Origin of the sequence: Klebsiella planticola (assembly GCF_000783935.2) — a bacterium.
GTDB lineage: Bacteria > Pseudomonadota > Gammaproteobacteria > Enterobacterales > Enterobacteriaceae > Klebsiella > Klebsiella planticola.
On record NZ_CP026047.1, the window covers coordinates 2,047,831 to 2,063,758 of the forward strand.

At 55.7% G+C, this 15,928-nt stretch carries 13 protein-coding genes and 1 riboswitch; of the genes, 7 read left to right on the plus strand and 6 right to left on the minus strand.

Annotation, left to right across the window (positions count from 1 at the left end; all coding sequences use genetic code 11):
• Positions 1-134: 134 nt before the first annotated feature.
• Positions 135-367: riboswitch (Lysine riboswitch) on the minus strand.
• Positions 368-716: 349 nt separating this feature from the next.
• Positions 717-2,366 carry a glucose-6-phosphate isomerase gene (gene pgi / locus MC50_RS09915; protein ID WP_032689957.1) on the plus strand — a complete coding sequence of 550 codons (1,650 nt, stop codon included), beginning with the start codon at positions 717-719 and terminating at the stop codon, positions 2,364-2,366.
• Positions 2,367-2,429: 63 nt separating this feature from the next.
• On the opposite strand, the gene MC50_RS09920 is transcribed toward pgi, so the two are convergent.
• Together MC50_RS09920 and MC50_RS09925 are read right to left on the minus strand one after the other, a co-directional pair.
• Positions 2,430-2,888: an acyltransferase gene (locus tag MC50_RS09920; protein WP_032689956.1), complete on the minus strand. Its 459-nt coding sequence runs from the start codon at positions 2,886-2,888 to the stop codon at positions 2,430-2,432.
• Positions 2,889-2,896: 8 nt separating this feature from the next.
• Positions 2,897-3,406 carry a GNAT family N-acetyltransferase gene (locus MC50_RS09925; protein ID WP_032698391.1) on the minus strand — a complete coding sequence of 170 codons (510 nt, stop codon included), beginning with the start codon at positions 3,404-3,406 and terminating at the stop codon, positions 2,897-2,899.
• 146 nt (positions 3,407-3,552) lie between these two features.
• On the opposite strand from MC50_RS09925, the gene psiE reads away from it, so the two are divergent.
• Entirely contained in the window at positions 3,553-3,963 is a 411-nt protein-coding gene (gene psiE / locus MC50_RS09930; protein WP_004856423.1) for a phosphate-starvation-inducible protein PsiE, read from the plus strand.
• A 195-nt stretch (positions 3,964-4,158) separates the two neighbouring features.
• Here the strand turns inward: psiE and malG are convergent, their stop codons facing one another.
• From malG to malE, 3 genes are all read right to left on the minus strand, one after another.
• Positions 4,159-5,049 carry a maltose ABC transporter permease MalG gene (gene malG / locus MC50_RS09935; protein ID WP_015585370.1) on the minus strand — a complete coding sequence of 297 codons (891 nt, stop codon included), beginning with the start codon at positions 5,047-5,049 and terminating at the stop codon, positions 4,159-4,161.
• 14 nt (positions 5,050-5,063) lie between these two features.
• Positions 5,064-6,608 (minus strand): maltose ABC transporter permease MalF, encoded by a 1,545-nt coding sequence (malF, locus tag MC50_RS09940; protein WP_047663766.1) that lies wholly within the window; start codon positions 6,606-6,608, stop codon positions 5,064-5,066.
• Positions 6,609-6,724: 116 nt separating this feature from the next.
• Entirely contained in the window at positions 6,725-7,915 is a 1,191-nt protein-coding gene (gene malE, locus MC50_RS09945) for a maltose/maltodextrin ABC transporter substrate-binding protein MalE (RefSeq protein ID WP_032689953.1), read from the minus strand.
• A gap of 369 nt (positions 7,916-8,284) precedes the next feature.
• Between malE and malK the strand changes: the two genes are divergently transcribed.
• The 5 genes from malK to ubiA all read left to right on the plus strand — a co-directional run bounded on the left by malK (position 8,285) and on the right by ubiA (position 13,433).
• Positions 8,285-9,394, plus strand: coding sequence for a maltose/maltodextrin ABC transporter ATP-binding protein MalK (malK, locus tag MC50_RS09955; RefSeq protein WP_032689952.1), 1,110 nt, complete (start codon positions 8,285-8,287; stop codon positions 9,392-9,394).
• A 99-nt stretch (positions 9,395-9,493) separates the two neighbouring features.
• The gene (locus MC50_RS09960) at positions 9,494-10,804 is read left to right on the plus strand and encodes a maltoporin (protein WP_004856433.1); all 1,311 of its coding nucleotides are present in this window, start codon (positions 9,494-9,496) and stop codon (positions 10,802-10,804) included.
• A gap of 109 nt (positions 10,805-10,913) precedes the next feature.
• Entirely contained in the window at positions 10,914-11,864 is a 951-nt protein-coding gene (malM, locus tag MC50_RS09965) for a maltose operon protein MalM (RefSeq protein ID WP_032698389.1), read from the plus strand.
• A gap of 189 nt (positions 11,865-12,053) precedes the next feature.
• Positions 12,054-12,551 carry a chorismate lyase gene (gene ubiC, locus MC50_RS09970; protein WP_004856438.1) on the plus strand — a complete coding sequence of 166 codons (498 nt, stop codon included), beginning with the start codon at positions 12,054-12,056 and terminating at the stop codon, positions 12,549-12,551.
• 12 nt (positions 12,552-12,563) lie between these two features.
• Positions 12,564-13,433, plus strand: a complete 870-nt coding sequence (ubiA, locus tag MC50_RS09975) for a 4-hydroxybenzoate octaprenyltransferase (RefSeq protein WP_032689950.1) — start codon at positions 12,564-12,566, stop codon at positions 13,431-13,433.
• A 68-nt stretch (positions 13,434-13,501) separates the two neighbouring features.
• Here ubiA and plsB read toward each other — a convergent pair whose 3' ends face one another.
• Complete coding sequence (gene plsB, locus MC50_RS09980) at positions 13,502-15,925, minus strand: glycerol-3-phosphate 1-O-acyltransferase PlsB (RefSeq protein WP_032689949.1); 2,424 nt, start codon at positions 15,923-15,925, stop codon at positions 13,502-13,504.
• Between the last annotated feature and the right edge of the window lie 3 nt (positions 15,926-15,928).

Here is a 15,928-nt window from a genome sequence, read left to right on the forward strand (position 1 = left end):
TTCCTGAGTGGGGCTGGGCTGGACACCAACTTACAGTAATAAAATGTCTTAATAAGCCAGGCCAAATTATTCAGCCATGGCACAAGGGAAGAGCGAAAAACAGGGTGGGCGCAGAGCAATAAACAGCTACGATGTCACCCAGAAGTGCTCCACCTTGTAGACCCGCTCCCCGACGTCTTGCGTCAGTTCCTGGGTATGAAACGCCCGACTGCGAACGTTTCTGGTGACAACCCAGGGGATTCAGCCCCTGTGGCCGGTGATGTGCGTACCAGACGCTTTATCACCTCGGCGTTGCTCCCCCTCACGTATTTTCGCCGGACTGGTTCCTCCAATACGGTTACCTGGGCAACGCACCTCTTCTGGCAATTACCGACGTCTTTCACTTTGCCTGGGGGCGCTGGTGATAATCCCCCTGCAATACCCTTTCGCTGTAGCGTGAAATGCGCGAGCAATACAAACCTGCGTAAATGCAGGCAGTGCAGTTATATAAAGGCTTCGGAGTAGGTATGTCAACGTTGCGGTTATGCGGATTTTTCATGCGGGGATGATTAACAGAAAAAAGCCTTATGATGGCTATACTAGTAGAGGCTTTTTGCCCCGAACTGACCCTGTTCCTGACGCGTGTCATAGGCATAACATAAAAATCATCACAATTTTTTGCCGCCGGCGCTACAATCGACCGCAGTCACAATTCTCAAATCAGAAGAGTATTGCTAATGAAAAACATCAACCCAACGCAGACCTCTGCCTGGCAGGCATTACAGAAACACTTTGATGAAATGAAAGACGTCACTATCAGCGAGCTTTTCGCGCAAGACAGCGACCGTTTTTCTAAGTTTTCCGCAACGTTCGACGATCTGATGCTGGTGGATTTTTCCAAAAACCGCATCACCGAAGAGACGCTGAGCAAACTGCAGGATCTGGCGAAAGAGACCGATCTGGCAGGGGCGATCAAGTCCATGTTCTCCGGTGAAAAGATCAACCGCACTGAAGATCGCGCTGTTCTGCACGTTGCTCTGCGCAACCGTAGCAATACTCCGATTATTGTTGATGGCAAAGATGTGATGCCGGAAGTTAATGCTGTTCTCGAAAAGATGAAGCATTTCTCTGAAGCGATCATCTCCGGTAGCTGGAAAGGCTATACCGGTAAAGCGATTACTGACGTAGTGAATATCGGTATCGGCGGTTCTGACCTCGGCCCGTTCATGGTGACCGAAGCGCTGCGTCCGTATAAAAACCACCTCAATATGCACTTTGTATCTAACGTCGATGGCACCCATATCGCCGAAGTGCTGAAAACGGTGAACCCGGAAACCACCCTGTTCCTGGTCGCGTCGAAAACCTTCACCACCCAGGAAACCATGACCAACGCCCACAGCGCGCGCGACTGGTTCCTGGCGACCGCGGGCGATGAGAAGCACGTGGCGAAACACTTCGCCGCACTCTCCACCAATGGCAAAGCGGTGGGCGAGTTCGGTATTGATACTGCCAATATGTTTGAGTTCTGGGACTGGGTTGGCGGCCGTTACTCCCTGTGGTCAGCCATCGGCCTGTCCATTATCCTGTCCGTGGGCTTCGACAACTTTGTTGAGCTGCTCTCCGGCGCGCATGCGATGGATAAACACTTCTCCACCACCGCGCCAGAGAAAAACCTGCCGGTGCTGCTGGCGCTGATCGGTATCTGGTACAACAACTTCTTCGGCGCTGAAACCGAAGCCATTCTGCCCTACGACCAGTACATGCACCGCTTTGCGGCCTACTTCCAGCAGGGCAACATGGAGTCTAACGGCAAATACGTTGACCGTAACGGCAACGCCGTAGATTACCAGACCGGCCCTATCATCTGGGGTGAGCCGGGTACCAACGGCCAGCACGCGTTCTATCAGCTGATCCACCAGGGCACCAAAATGGTACCGTGCGATTTTATCGCCCCGGCCATTACCCATAACCCGCTCTCCGATCACCATCCGAAGCTGCTGTCTAACTTCTTTGCACAGACCGAAGCGCTGGCGTTCGGTAAATCCCGTGAAGCGGTTGAGCAGGAATATCGTGATCAGGGTAAAGATCCGGCAACCCTGGATCACGTGGTGCCGTTCAAAGTGTTCGAAGGCAACCGCCCGACCAACTCCATCCTGCTGCGTGAAATCACCCCGTTCAGCCTGGGCGCGCTGATTGCCCTGTATGAACATAAGATCTTCACCCAGGGCGCGATCCTCAACATCTTCACCTTCGACCAGTGGGGCGTTGAGTTAGGTAAACAGCTGGCAAACCGCATTCTGCCAGAGCTGAAAGATGGCGAAGAAATCAGCAGCCACGACAGCTCGACGAACGGCCTGATTAACCGTTACAAAGCCTGGCGCGCATAATCATGCCCCCGGTCACGGAGCGTTAATCCGCCGCAATAATGCCGACCCCAGGGTCGGCATTTTTTATGGCAGACGGCGCAACAATTTCGCCGGATTACCCGCCCAGACGCCTTTTTCTGTTATCGATTTCGTGACCACGCTGCCCGCGCCAATCACCGCGCCATCGCAGATGCTGACCGCCAGAATGGCCGCGCCGCTGCCGATAGAAACATCGTTCCCAATCGTAATTCGCCCCCAGTTTTCCCGGTTGGCATCGGGACGCCCCTCGCGAAACATATCGTTGGCAAACATCACGCCGTGGCCGATAAAGCAACGCTCGCCGATCGTGACATACTCGCAAATAAAGGTATGGGACTGGATTTTACTGTCGGCGCCGATGCGCGTATTGCCCTGAATTTCGACGAATGGCCCGACGAAGACGTTATCGCCAAGCGTGCAGTCATAGAGGTTGGCAGGTTGATAAATCACCACGTTCTCACCACTGGTGACGTTGCGGATGCCGGTTTCACGAAGAGTGTGCATAGCGCCTCTCAGATAGGTTTGGCCAGAATATGCAGCGTGCTCATCTGGGTAGCGGAGCGGAATACGCTGTCTTTCACATATTGCATACCTGAGCGCTCATAAAAACGCCTGGCGCCGGGATTGCTGGCGAGGACTTCTAACCACAGCCAGTCATCGCCCGCCGCCTTTGCCCGCGCTTCAACGGCGCTAAAAATCTGCTCACCGTAGCCATGTCCTGTTTCAGTTGGCAGTAAATAGAGCTTATGCAGCAACGTGCCGCGCGGACCATCGGGCGCCATCGGCTGATGGCAGCTGTATTTTGCGAAGCCGACAGGATGCCGGGCTTCGGCAATCAGCCAGCAGCTGCGCTCATCGCTGAGGCTGTGGTGAAGGGCGGGCAGGGAGTACTCCTGCTGGAGGAAGTGCGCCAGCTCGCTGGCGCTGTGCCAGAGGTGGGCGAAGTGGTGGCGATAGCTGGCGTTCCCCATTTCACTCAGCAGGGGAGCGTCTTCCCGTTGCGCCGTACGTATTGTCAGCATTGCTGTATCCTTTTTAACCCGCCAGTCTGGCAAGTGATTGTTACATTTGACGCAACAGACGCAAAAAGTTAACGAATAATATCGATCTGGATCACGTTTTTGCGTTATACAGATCGGCAGGAATAACGAATATAAGAGGTGTGCCTATGCCGTCGGTCTATCGTCCGTTGGTCAATTTTGTGGCGACCGCCATGCAGGCGGTTTTGAATCTGGCGCTGCTGTGCCTGGGGGTCATCCTGGTGGTTTTCCTCGGGAAAGAGACGTTCCATCTGGCGCATGTCCTGTTTACTCCGGAACCGGTCAGTAAGTACAAGCTGGTCGAAGGGCTGGTGGTCTATTTTCTCTATTTCGAATTTATCGCGCTGATTGTGAAGTACTTTGAGTCGGGCTTTCACTTTCCGCTGCGCTATTTTGTCTATATCGGTATTACGGCGATTGTGCGTCTGATTATTGTCGATCACGAATCGCCCATGGCGGTGCTTATCTATTCGGCAGCGATCCTGATTCTGGTGATTACGCTGTGGCTGTGTAACTCCAACCGCCTGAAACGCGAATAAAAAAAAGCGGCCTTCAGAGGCCGCTGACCAACAGTCACAAAACTTAATTTATGTAGGGTCCAGTTGAGGATAGCAGTGGCATTTGCCTTACTTTTTCAGCTGAGGGCGGTAGTTGCCGTACCCGGTTGGGGTTCGTGTACAGCAACTAAAGCACCATCCCTCCGCTGAAATTTGGGGCGGGTATAACGATGAAACTTAACCTTTCACCCCGCCTGCCGTCAGGCCGTTAACCAGCCAGCGCTGGGCCAGCAGGAAGACAACCGTAATCGGAATGGCGGAGAGCACCGCCGCGGCGGCAAAGTCGCCCCACAGATAGTTCTGCGGGTTGAGATACTGTTGCATACCGACGGCCAGGGTATAGCTGTTCACATCGCGCAGCAGCAGCGAGGCCACCGGTACTTCGGTAATCGCGGCAATGAACGACAGAATAAATACGACGGCCAGAATCGGTACCGACAGCGGCAGCAGGACCAGACGGAAGGCCTGCCACGGCGTCGCGCCATCCAGCGCCGCCGCTTCTTCCAGCGAGCCATCGATAGTTTCGAAGTAGCCCTTAATCGTCCAGACGTGCAGCGCAATTCCGCCCATATAGGCGAAGATGACGCCGCCATGGGTGTTCAGGCCGACGAACGGTAAATACTGGCCGAGGCGGTCAAACAAGGCGTATAACGCCACCAGCGACAGCACCGCCGGGAACATCTGGAAAATCAACATCCCTTTCAGCAGGGTCGCTTTGCCCGGGAAGCGCATACGGGCGAAGGCATAGGCGCAGGTCGTGGACAGCGCCACGATACCGATGGCGGTGATCCCGGCCACTTTCACCGAGTTCCACAACCACAGCAGAACCGGGAAAGGTGGCGGGGTGACGCGGCCGTCAGCGTGTTCAACGCTGAAGCCCAGCGCCAGCCGCCAGTGCTCCCAGGAGATTTGGTCCGGGATCAGGCTACCGGTGGCGAAGTTACCCTCGCGCAGAGAGATAGCAATAACCATCAGCAGCGGGAACATAATCGCCGCGATGAAAACCAGCAGCAGGAGGTGCGTGGTGAGTAAACGCAGCTTCTGAGATTTGGGTTGTACCATAGCCATGTTCAGAGCCCTCCTTAGTCGAATTTCATTCGTGTGGCTTTCAGGTTAACAATCGCCAGTACGCCCACCAGCAGGAAGATCAGGGTGGCGATAGCTGCCGCCAGACCGAAGTCCTGACCGCCGCCGCCTTCGAAGGCGATACGGTAGGTGTAGCTGACCAGCAGGTCGGTATAGCCGGCCGGCGTGGTGGTGCCGAGACGGTCCGGACCGCCGTTGGTTAACAGCTGAATCAACACGAAGTTGTTAAAGTTGAAGGCGAAGCTGGCGATCATCAGCGGCGTCAGCGGCTTAATCAGCAGCGGCAGCGTAATCTTAAAGAAGTTCTGGAACGGACCGGCGCCGTCCATTGCCGATGCTTCGTACAGGTCGTCAGGGATAGCTTTCAGCAGGCCCATGCACAGAATCATCATGTACGGGTAGCCCAGCCAGGTGTTGACGATAACGATCATCGAACGCGCGGTGGTCGGGTCGCTGAACCAGGCCGGTTTGATGCCGAACAGCGCGCTGAGCATCATATTGATTTCACCAAAGCTCTGGTTGAACAGCCCTTTGAAAATCAGAATCGAGATAAACGACGGTACGGCGTAAGGCAGAATCAGCAGAACACGGTAAATCGCTTTACCTTTCAAAGACTCCCACTGTACGAGGCAGGCGAGGATCATGCCTACGGCCACGGTCAGAATCACCGTCAGAACTGAGAAGACCACCGTCCAGACGAAGATAGCGAAGAACGGTTTCTGAATTCCTTCGTCGGTAAAGACGCGGGTGAAGTTATCCCAGCCGATCCCGACGGTGTAACCCGGGCTCAGCTTCTCAACGCCCCAGCTACCGTCAGCGTTGATGGACTGGTAGAAACCGACGTCATTGTTCGGACGATATTTTACGCCGCTCTGATTGTTGGCCAGCGTGCCATCATTCGCCAGCGTGTACAGCGGCTGGGTACCGGAGAACTGGCGCAGTGAGCTCATGATCACTTTGCTGTCGTCAGGCAGGATGGCGGTCAATTGGTTCAGCGCGGTGCGGTTTTGGGTGATGATACGCAGGTTCGCGCGTTCGCCTTCCGGCAGCGCTTCACCTTCTTTTAAGGCCAGTTTCTGCTCGCCGCCGAGTTTAAAGGCATCGGAGACGTAATTTTTGCCGCTGTCGCCATCGGTCAGCGCCAGTTTCCACTCATCTCCCGCCGGGAACAGCGAGAAGTTGTAGGATTTACCGGCCTGGAAGGAGCGATCCATCAGCACTTCCTGAGCGCGCTCAAAGGTCAGCTGGTTGGTGCTGCTGTAGTTGGTGAAGGCGATGGCGATGGTGCAGACCAGCGGGAACAGGACGAACAGCCCCATCCCGGCGAGACCCGGGTAGACATAGCGCCAGGCATAAGCCTTGCGGTTGGTAAAGATATACAGGCCAGCTGAGCTTAAAATCAGCGTCAGGATGGCAAACAGGTACTCCCCCTGGGCGTACATCAAAACGACAAGGTAACCCACCAGCAGGCACAGCAAGCCAATCACAGACCATGTCAGCTGCGGGCTTTGCCACCAGTGTTTCTTTTTAACGACATCCATGGGGATCATCCTCTACAGCGGTGAAAACTTATTTGTCAGGCCGCGCTTACGCTCGCCTGACCTACGGCCCAGGCCGTAGTGGTAGGGCGGGTAGCTAAGCGCCACCCGCCATTTTCTTATTTAGTGATACGAGACTGTGCGTCTTTCAGCGCGGCATCGACGGTCTGACGACCGCTAGCTGCGTTGATAACCGCGGTACGTACGGCATACCAGAAGGCGGACATCTGCGGGATGTTCGGCATAATTTCGCCTTTCTGGGCGTTCGCCATGGTTGCAGCGATACGCGGATCTTTCTCCAGTTTTTCCTGGAAGGATTTCAGAGCAACGGCGCCCAGCGGTTTGTCCTTGTTCACTTCGTCCAGACCCTGGTCGGTCAGCAGGTAGTTTTCGAGGAACTCTTTCGCCAGTTCTTTGTTCGGGCTGGCGGCGTTGATACCGGCGCTCAGGACGCCGACAAACGGTTTAGACGCTTTGCCTTTGAAGGTTGGCAGCAGCGTGACGCCATAGTTGACCTTGCTCTTATCGATATTCGACCATGCCCACGGACCGTTGATGGTCATCGCGGTTTCGCCTTTGTTGAATGCGGCTTCAGCGATGGAGTAATCGGTATCGGCATTCATGTGTTTATTCTTGATGAGGTCAACCAGGAAGGTCAGACCGGCTTTTGCGCCAGCGCTGTCTACGCCCACGTTTTTGACGTCATACTTGCCGTTTTCAAATTTGAACGCATATCCGCCGTCAGCGGCAATCAGCGGCCAGGTGAAGTACGGTTCTTGCAGGTTGAACATCAGCGCACTCTTACCTTTCGCTTTCAGTTCTTTATCCAGCGCCGGGATCTCTTCCCAGGTTTTCGGCGGATTCGGTACCAGGTCTTTGTTGTAAATCAGCGACAGCGCTTCAACCGCGATAGGGTAGGCGATCAGTTTGCCGTTATAGCGTACGGCGTCCCAGGTAAACGGATAGAGTTTGTCCTGGAAAGCTTTGTCCGGGGAGATTTCAGCCAGCAGGCCAGATTGCGCATAGCCACCGAAACGGTCATGAGCCCAGAAGATGATGTCCGGGCCGTCGCCAGTCGCCGCGACCTGCGGGAATTTCTCTTCCAGCTTATCCGGGTGTTCGATGGAAACTTTAATGCCGGTATCTTTTTCAAACTTCTTACCCACTTCGGCGAGACCGTTATAGCCTTTGTCGCCGTTAATCCAGATGACCAGCTTACCTTCTTCAATTTTGGCGAGGGCAGAGGCGGAAAACATCATCGTAGTCAATGCAGACAACGCGAGGATGCGAGCGCCGGTTTTGATTTTCATATACCAGTCCTTTTTGGTGATGTGCTCGTGGATACACTTAGGTGGCTTAACGGTGATGAGTTTCCTTTTTTAACAACCCCTTTCCATCCTCCCTATGTCTACGCCCCACCCGTGGTTTGTGTGATCTGCATTGCAGAAATGCCCGTATTGGGGTCTGGAGCACATAAAAACGGGGCCATTTTTGCTACCTGCATCACGAAAATGGCTTTGCCACGCCATCCCCCGCAGCGAGGGGCAATCTCTCATCCTCCCGTCTCCTCCCCCATAAAAAAGGCGGGGGTGGAGGATTCACCAGGTTAATGAATGCCGCATAGTCAGCCCATCTTGAATGTGTCTTTTAGTGACAGGTTGTAACGAAGGGAGATGGGGATGGCGAGCGTACAGCTGCGAAATATAACGAAAGCCTGGGGTGACGTGGTGGTGTCGAAAGATATCAATCTCGACATCCAGGAAGGGGAGTTCGTGGTGTTTGTCGGGCCATCGGGCTGCGGCAAATCAACCCTGCTGCGTATGATTGCCGGGCTGGAAACCATAACCAGCGGTGATTTATTTATTGGTGACGCGCGAATGAACGATATCCCTCCGGCCGAACGCGGTATCGGGATGGTGTTCCAGTCTTATGCGCTTTACCCTCATCTGTCCGTTGCGGAAAACATGTCTTTCGGCCTCAAGCTGGCCGGTGCTAAAAAAGATTTAATTAACCAGCGCGTCACTCAGGTTGCGGAAGTTCTGCAGCTGGCGCATCTGCTGGAGCGTAAGCCGAAGGCATTATCCGGTGGACAGCGTCAGCGTGTGGCGATTGGCCGTACCCTGGTTGCTGAACCCCGCGTATTCCTGCTCGACGAACCACTTTCTAACCTCGATGCCGCGCTGCGCGTGCAGATGCGTATCGAAATCTCCCGTCTGCATAAGCGTCTTGGGCGCACGATGATCTACGTTACCCACGATCAGGTCGAAGCGATGACGCTGGCCGACAAAATTGTGGTGCTGGACGCCGGCCGCGTTGCGCAGGTCGGGAAACCGCTGGAACTGTATCACTACCCGGCCGATCGCTTTGTTGCGGGCTTTATTGGTTCGCCAAAGATGAACTTCCTGCCGGTAAAAGTGACTGCAACCGCCATTGAGCAGGTTCAGGTAGAACTGCCGAACCGCCAGCACGTCTGGCTGCCGGTGGACAGCGCCCGCGTTCAGGTTGGCGCCAATATGTCCTTAGGCATCCGCCCGGAACATCTGCTGCCCAGCGATATCGCCGACGTCACTCTGGAAGGGGTCGTTCAGGTGGTTGAGCAGCTTGGTCACGAAACACAAATTCATATCCAGATCCCCGCCATCCGTCAAAACCTGGTTTACCGCCAGAACGACGTGGTGTTGGTAGAAGAGGGAGCCACATTCGCTATCGGTTTGCCACCAGAGCGCTGCCATTTATTCCGTGAGGATGGTACGGCGTGTCGTCGGTTGCATAAAGAGCCGGGCGTGTAAGGCTTCCCATTAAAAAAAACACGAACCCCATAGTGCGCTGCAACCAGGCATAACGACGGGCGAAGTGTTCAAAGAAAAGCAATGATCTCAGGAGATAGAATGATGATTACTCTGCGCAAACTTCCACTGGCGGTCGCCGTCGCGGCAGGCGTTATGTCTGCTCAGGCGCTGGCCGTTGATTTCCACGGTTATGCTCGTTCCGGTATCGGCTGGACCGGTAGCGGCGGTGAACAACAGTGCTTCCAGGCAACCGGTGCTCAAAGTAAATACCGTCTTGGTAACGAATGTGAAACCTATGCGGAATTAAAACTGGGTCAGGAAGTATGGAAAGAAGGTGATAAGAGCTTCTACTTCGATACTAACGTTGCCTACTCCGTATCGCAGCAAAATGACTGGGAATCCACCAGCCCGGCATTCCGTGAAGCCAACGTGCAGGGTAAAAACCTGATCGACTGGCTGCCAGGATCCACCATCTGGGCCGGTAAGCGCTTCTACCAGCGTCATGACGTCCATATGATCGACTTCTACTACTGGGATATCTCCGGTCCTGGTGCGGGTCTTGAAAACATCGATGTTGGCTTCGGTAAACTCTCTCTGGCTGCGACCCGTTCTTCTGAATCTGGCGGCTCTGCGACCTTCGCCGATCGTGATGCGCTGGGTAACCGCGTATATGACAACATCGTTCCGAACGACGTCTTCGACGTGCGTTTAGCACAGATGGAAATCAACCCGGGCGGTACTCTGGAACTGGGTGTTGACTACGGTCATACCAACGTTCCGGATAATTACTACCTGCAGCCAGACGCGTCTAAAGATGGCTGGATGTTCACCGCTGAACACACCCAGAGCATCCTGAAAGGCTACAACAAGTTTGTTCTGCAGTACGCCACCGACGCGATGACCTCTAACGGTAAAGGCGTTCCGCAGGGCGGCAGCATCAACAACGACGGTTCCATGTGGCGCGTGCTTGACCACGGTGCAGTCTCTCTGGCTGACGATTGGGACATGATGTACGTGGCGATGTACCAGGATATCAACCTGGACAACAACAACGGCACCAAATGGTGGACCGTCGGCGTACGTCCTATGTACAAATGGACGCCGATCATGAGCACCCTGCTGGAAGTCGGCTACGACAACGTGAAGTCGCAGAAAACTGGCGACAGCAACAACCAGTACAAAATTACCCTGGCGCAACAGTGGCAGGCGGGCGACAGCATCTGGTCCCGTCCGGCAATTCGTCTGTTCGCAACCTACGCCAAGTGGGATGAGAAATGGGGCTACGCGAACGGTGATTCCGGTGCGGGCTACACCTCCGGCGTTGCGTACAACGACACTTCTGCGAAGACCTTCAGCCGTGGCGATAGCGACGAGTGGACCTTCGGTGCCCAGATGGAAATCTGGTGGTAATCCAACCTGACGTGTGATGACCAAAAAAGAGGGGCGCAAGCCCCTCTATCTTCGGCTCAGCGGGCTATTGCCTGGCTACCGCTTGGCCATCGGAATTGAGGTGATAACAATGAAAATGAAGAAAAGTCTCGTTGCCCTCTGCCTGTCCGCCGGCCTGCTGGCCAGCGTACCCGCAGTCAGTTTTGCCGATGTGAATTTCGTGCCGCAGAATACTTCTGCCGCACCGACCATTCCTGCTTCCGCGTTACAACAGCTAACCTGGACGCCGGTCGACCAATCGAAAACGCAAACCACAAAGTTAGCGACGGCTGGCCAGTCGCTGAATATCCCCGGCATCGTCGGCCCCGTGGCGGCCTACAGCGTCCCGGCAAATATCGGTGAGCTGACCCTGACCCTGACCAGTGAAGTGAATAAGCAAACCAGCGTTTATGCGCCAAATGTGCTGATTCTTGACCAGAATATGACGCCATCGGCGTTTTTCCCAAGCAGCTACTTCACCTATCTGGAGCCGGGCGTGATGAGCTCGGATCGCCTGGAAGGGGTGATGCGCCTGACTCCGGCTTTAGGTCAGCAAAAAATCTATGTGCTGGTCTTTACTACCCCGCAGGATTTGCAGCAGACCACCAAATTAATCGATCCGGCGAAGGCCTACGCCAAAGGCACAGGTAATGCGGTGCCGGATATTCCGGACCCGATTGCCAAACATACCACCGAAGGTACCCTGGGTCTGAAGGTGAAAACTTCTTCCGGCTCCAGCGTGCTGGTTGGGCCGCTGTTTGGCTCCTCCGGCCCGGGCCCAGTGACCGTCGGTAATACCGCGGCTCCGGTCTACAACGCGCCAGCCGCCGCGCCGGCCGTTGCTCCAGCTGCGGCGCCAGCGCCGGCTGCGAAGAGCGAACCGATGCTTGACGATACGGAAACTTACTTTAACAACGGCATCAAGCAGGCGGTTGCGAAAGGTGATATCGATAAAGCCCTTAAACTGATGAACGAAGCTGAGCGCCTCGGCTCGAAATCTGCTCGTTCCACCTTTATCAGCAGTGTAAAAGGCAAGGGGTGATCGTCTCCCCACAATGCTGATGTTTAGGCACAGCCTTTAGGTGCGTCCGCCTGGACGCACCTTTTTTTATCGCGTGGCGGCTGCTGTTGCATGGCTGTTACGCCGATGATCGTATCTTGACGCTTTGCCCGCCCTGACTGGCTTATTCTGCGATACAATGCTGCTACGTTATGTAACGGAGAATCAGGCATGTCACATCCTGCGCTTACGCAACTGCGTGCGCTGCGCTATTTTGCCGCGATACCCCCGCTGGAACCGCACCTGCGCGACTGGCTGTTGCTGGAAGACTCAATGACTCAACGCTTTGAGCAACAAGGGAAAAAGGTCAGTGTTAATCGAGTCAACGAGGGTTTCGTCGGCCGGGAAGCGCTGGTGGGTGAAGAGGCGTTGCTGCCGGATGAAGCGCGTTACTGGCTGCGGGAAATCATACTTTGCGCCAATGGTGAACCCTGGCTCGCTGGCCGAACGGTCGTGCCTGAGTCGACGCTGTGCGGCCCGGAACTGGCCCTGCAGCAGTTGGGGCAGACGCCGCTGGGGCGTTATTTGTTCACGTCATCGACATTAACCCGCGATTTTATTGAAATTGGGCGCACAGCAGAGCTGTGGGGGCGTCGTTCTCGCCTGCGGCTGAGCGGTAAACCGCTGCTGCTGACAGAACTTTTTCTGCCTGCGTCGCCGCTGTATTAAGAGGAAAAGAAAATGGAGAGGAGTCTGGCGCAGAATAAGCTGTTGGCGTTTCATCGCCTGATGCGTACTGACAAACCCATTGGCGCGCTGCTGTTGCTGTGGCCGACGCTGTGGGCACTGTGGGTGGCGACGCCGGGGATTCCGCCGCTGTGGATTCTGGCCGTTTTTGTCGCCGGCGTCTGGCTGATGCGCGCCGCCGGTTGCGTGGTGAATGATTACGCCGACCGAAAGTTTGACGGCCATGTTAAACGCACCGCCCGCCGCCCGCTGCCCAGCGGCGATGTCTCGGAGAAAGAGGCCCGGATTCTGTTTGCCGTGCTGGTTGTGCTTTCGTTCCTGCTGGTGCTGACCTTAAACACCATGACCATCCTGCTGTCGGTGGCGGCGCTGGCGCTGGCGTGGGTGTATCCGTTTATGAAACGCTATACCCACTTGCCGCAGGTGGTGCTGGGCGCGGCGTTCGGCTGGTCGATTCCGATGGCCTTCTCGGCGGTGAGCGAAGCGTTGCCGTTAAGCTGCTGGCTGATGTTCCTCGCCAATATTTTGTGGGCGGTGGCTTACGATACCCAGTACGCGATGGTCGACAGGGACGATGACGTCAAAATCGGGATTAAATCAACGGCGATCTTGTTCGGCGAACATGACCGTACCATTATCGGTATATTGCAGATTGGGGTGCTGGTACTGCTGGCCGCCATCGGCTGGCTGAACGGGCTGCACTGGGAATATTACTGGTCGCTGTTTATCGCCGCAGGGCTGTTTTTCTGGCAGCAGAAGCTGATTTTCCGTCGCGAACGGGACGACTGCTTTAAAGCGTTTTTAAATAATAACTACGTCGGACTGGTGGTGTTTCTCGGTCTGGCGATGAGCTATCTGCAGTAGTCTCTTCCTTTCCCCCGGCATGCGGCGCAAACGCCATAGCCGGGGGAGAGGAAAGCCTGTCTCAGTCGTTACGCTTCATCCTGCGTGACGCTTTCAATCGTCAAGCGCACATCCGACGTAATCAGATCGGCCAGCATCTGGTAGACCTTCAGCGTCTCTGCCGGCTCAGCATCGCCGGTGTCGCTGATATAGCCCTCATCGCGCAGCGTCAGCACTAACGTACTGAATACCGCTTTATCGAAGAACTCCGGCGCGTTGATACCGTGCAGCACCGACAGACGCTGCGCCACCGTGCGGCTCTCTTTCTCCAGAGAACTGCGGTTGATGGACGGGTTCGCGCTCAGCAGCCAGAAGGTAATGGCGTAGCGCTGGAGCGTCTCGCGCGCGCCTGCGGCCAGCAGCTGCAAGGAACGGGAGTGGGACGGATTGATGCTGATTGCCTCATCGCTCAGGACAATCAGCCCCTGACGCTGCATTTCCGCCGCCAGGGCATCGATGACGCCAGCCAGCTCTGCTTTTTCCCAGCGCAGGAATAGCTCGGCCTTCAGCAGCGGATAGAACATCTCAACGTGACGCAGCACTTCCGCGCGGGTGATACGACGATGCTGGGTAATGATCGCCGCCAGCAGCGACGGCAGCATCAGCATATGGGCGATGTTGTTGCGGTAGTAGGTCATCAGCACCGCCTGCTCGCGCGGCAGAATGATGATATCGCCGATGGTATCTTTCTCGACCTCGAACTTATTCATCTTCAGCGCGTGGTCAATCAGCTCGCTGGCGGAGGCCGTCGGCGTGGTCGCATCCGGGGAGTACGGTACGTTGCGCAGCAGATCGAGGTAGCACTCCAGCTGTTGCGTCAGCTGTTCGCGGGTCAACGAGCGCTGACGAGAGGCCAGCAGCGCGGTGCAGCACAGGTTCATGGCGTTGGCCGCGCCGGCGTTGTTGATGCGCACCATCAGGTCGGAAGCAATATTGTTGACCGTCGGCGTCAGCCACGATGGGCGAACCGCTTCGATCGGATCGATAGACTCACGCCATTCCGGAACATGCTGGTTCAGGTAAGTCATCAGCGGCAGAGGTTCGCCAAAGTTAACATAGCCCTGACCGAGGTTACGCAGCTTGCTCAGGCCGCGCAGCATCTGCGGCAGACTCTCTTTTTCTTTCGTCGCACCGCGCAGCTCTTTGGCGTAGGTGCCCACTTCCATCACGTGCTCGTAACCGATGTAGATAGGCACCAGCGTGATCGGTCGGGTCCCGCCGCGCAGCATGGCCTGGATGGTCATCGACAGGGTACCGGTTTTCGGATCCAGCAGACGGCCGGTACGCGAGCGGCCCCCTTCAACGAAGTACTCCACGGAGTAACCCCGGCTGAACAACTCGCCGAGATATTCGCGGAACACCGTTGAATAGAGCTTATTGCCCTTAAAGGTACGACGAATAAAGAATGCGCCACCGCGGCGGAAAATGGGGCCTGCTGGCCAGAAGTTCAGGTTGATACCGGCGGCAATATGCGGCGGCACCAGCCCCTGGTGATACAGCACGTAGGAGAGCAGCAGGTAGTCCATATGGCTACGATGGCACGGTACGTAGACAATCTCGTGCCCTTCATGGGCCAACTGACGTACGCGCTCGGCGTTGTGGACGTTGATCCCCTGATAGAGACGGTTCCAGGTAAAACCGAGAACGCGGTCGGTCAGGCGAATCATCTCATAAGAGAAGTTCGCGGCGATCTCTTCCATCAGCGCGATGGCGTTTTGCTGCGCCTTCTCATGGGAGATTTTCTTGCTGCGCGCTTCATCTTCTACCGCGCGGGCGATGGCTTTGGATGCCAGCAGCTTATTGAACAGGTCCTGACGCGCCGGCAGACGTGGGCCGACGGCTGCCAGACGCTGGCGGGCGAAGTGCATACGCGCGACGCGGGCCAGCTTCTGGGCGATAATTTTATCGGTGCCGTGTTCGGTGGCCATTCTGCGCAGAGAAACCGGCGGCGAGAAACGGACAAAGCTGTCGCGTCCCAGCCACAGAACGGCGAAGAACTTCTGAATGCCATTCAGCATGCGCAGCGGCGGGTTAACTTCGCCTTTTTCGCGCCCAGGCGCACGCCCAAACATCACCGACACCGGCACCATTTGCACGTCCAGGTCAGGATGGTTGCGGTGCAGATCCAGGTAGTCGTGGAACAGCTTAATCGACTCTTCTTTCGGCGCGTAGTAGGTAAAGACGCGCGGGCCGCCGTGGATAAAGACGTAGCGCGGCAGCAGCGCGCCGTCGATTTCCAGCGGTTCAAGCGGATCGGGTAAATCGTGCTCCAGGCACTGAGCGCGCAGGGTCAGCAGGTCCGCCTTTGAATTATAAGGCAGGACGTACATGATAGGACGCGAGGTATCCAGCCCTAATTCCTGAGCAGGTTCTGCGGGAATAGACTTGCTTTTTACCAGCACCCGTAATGGTAAATTCAGTAATTTATAGTAAATTCGTTGCCAGCCGGACATAAA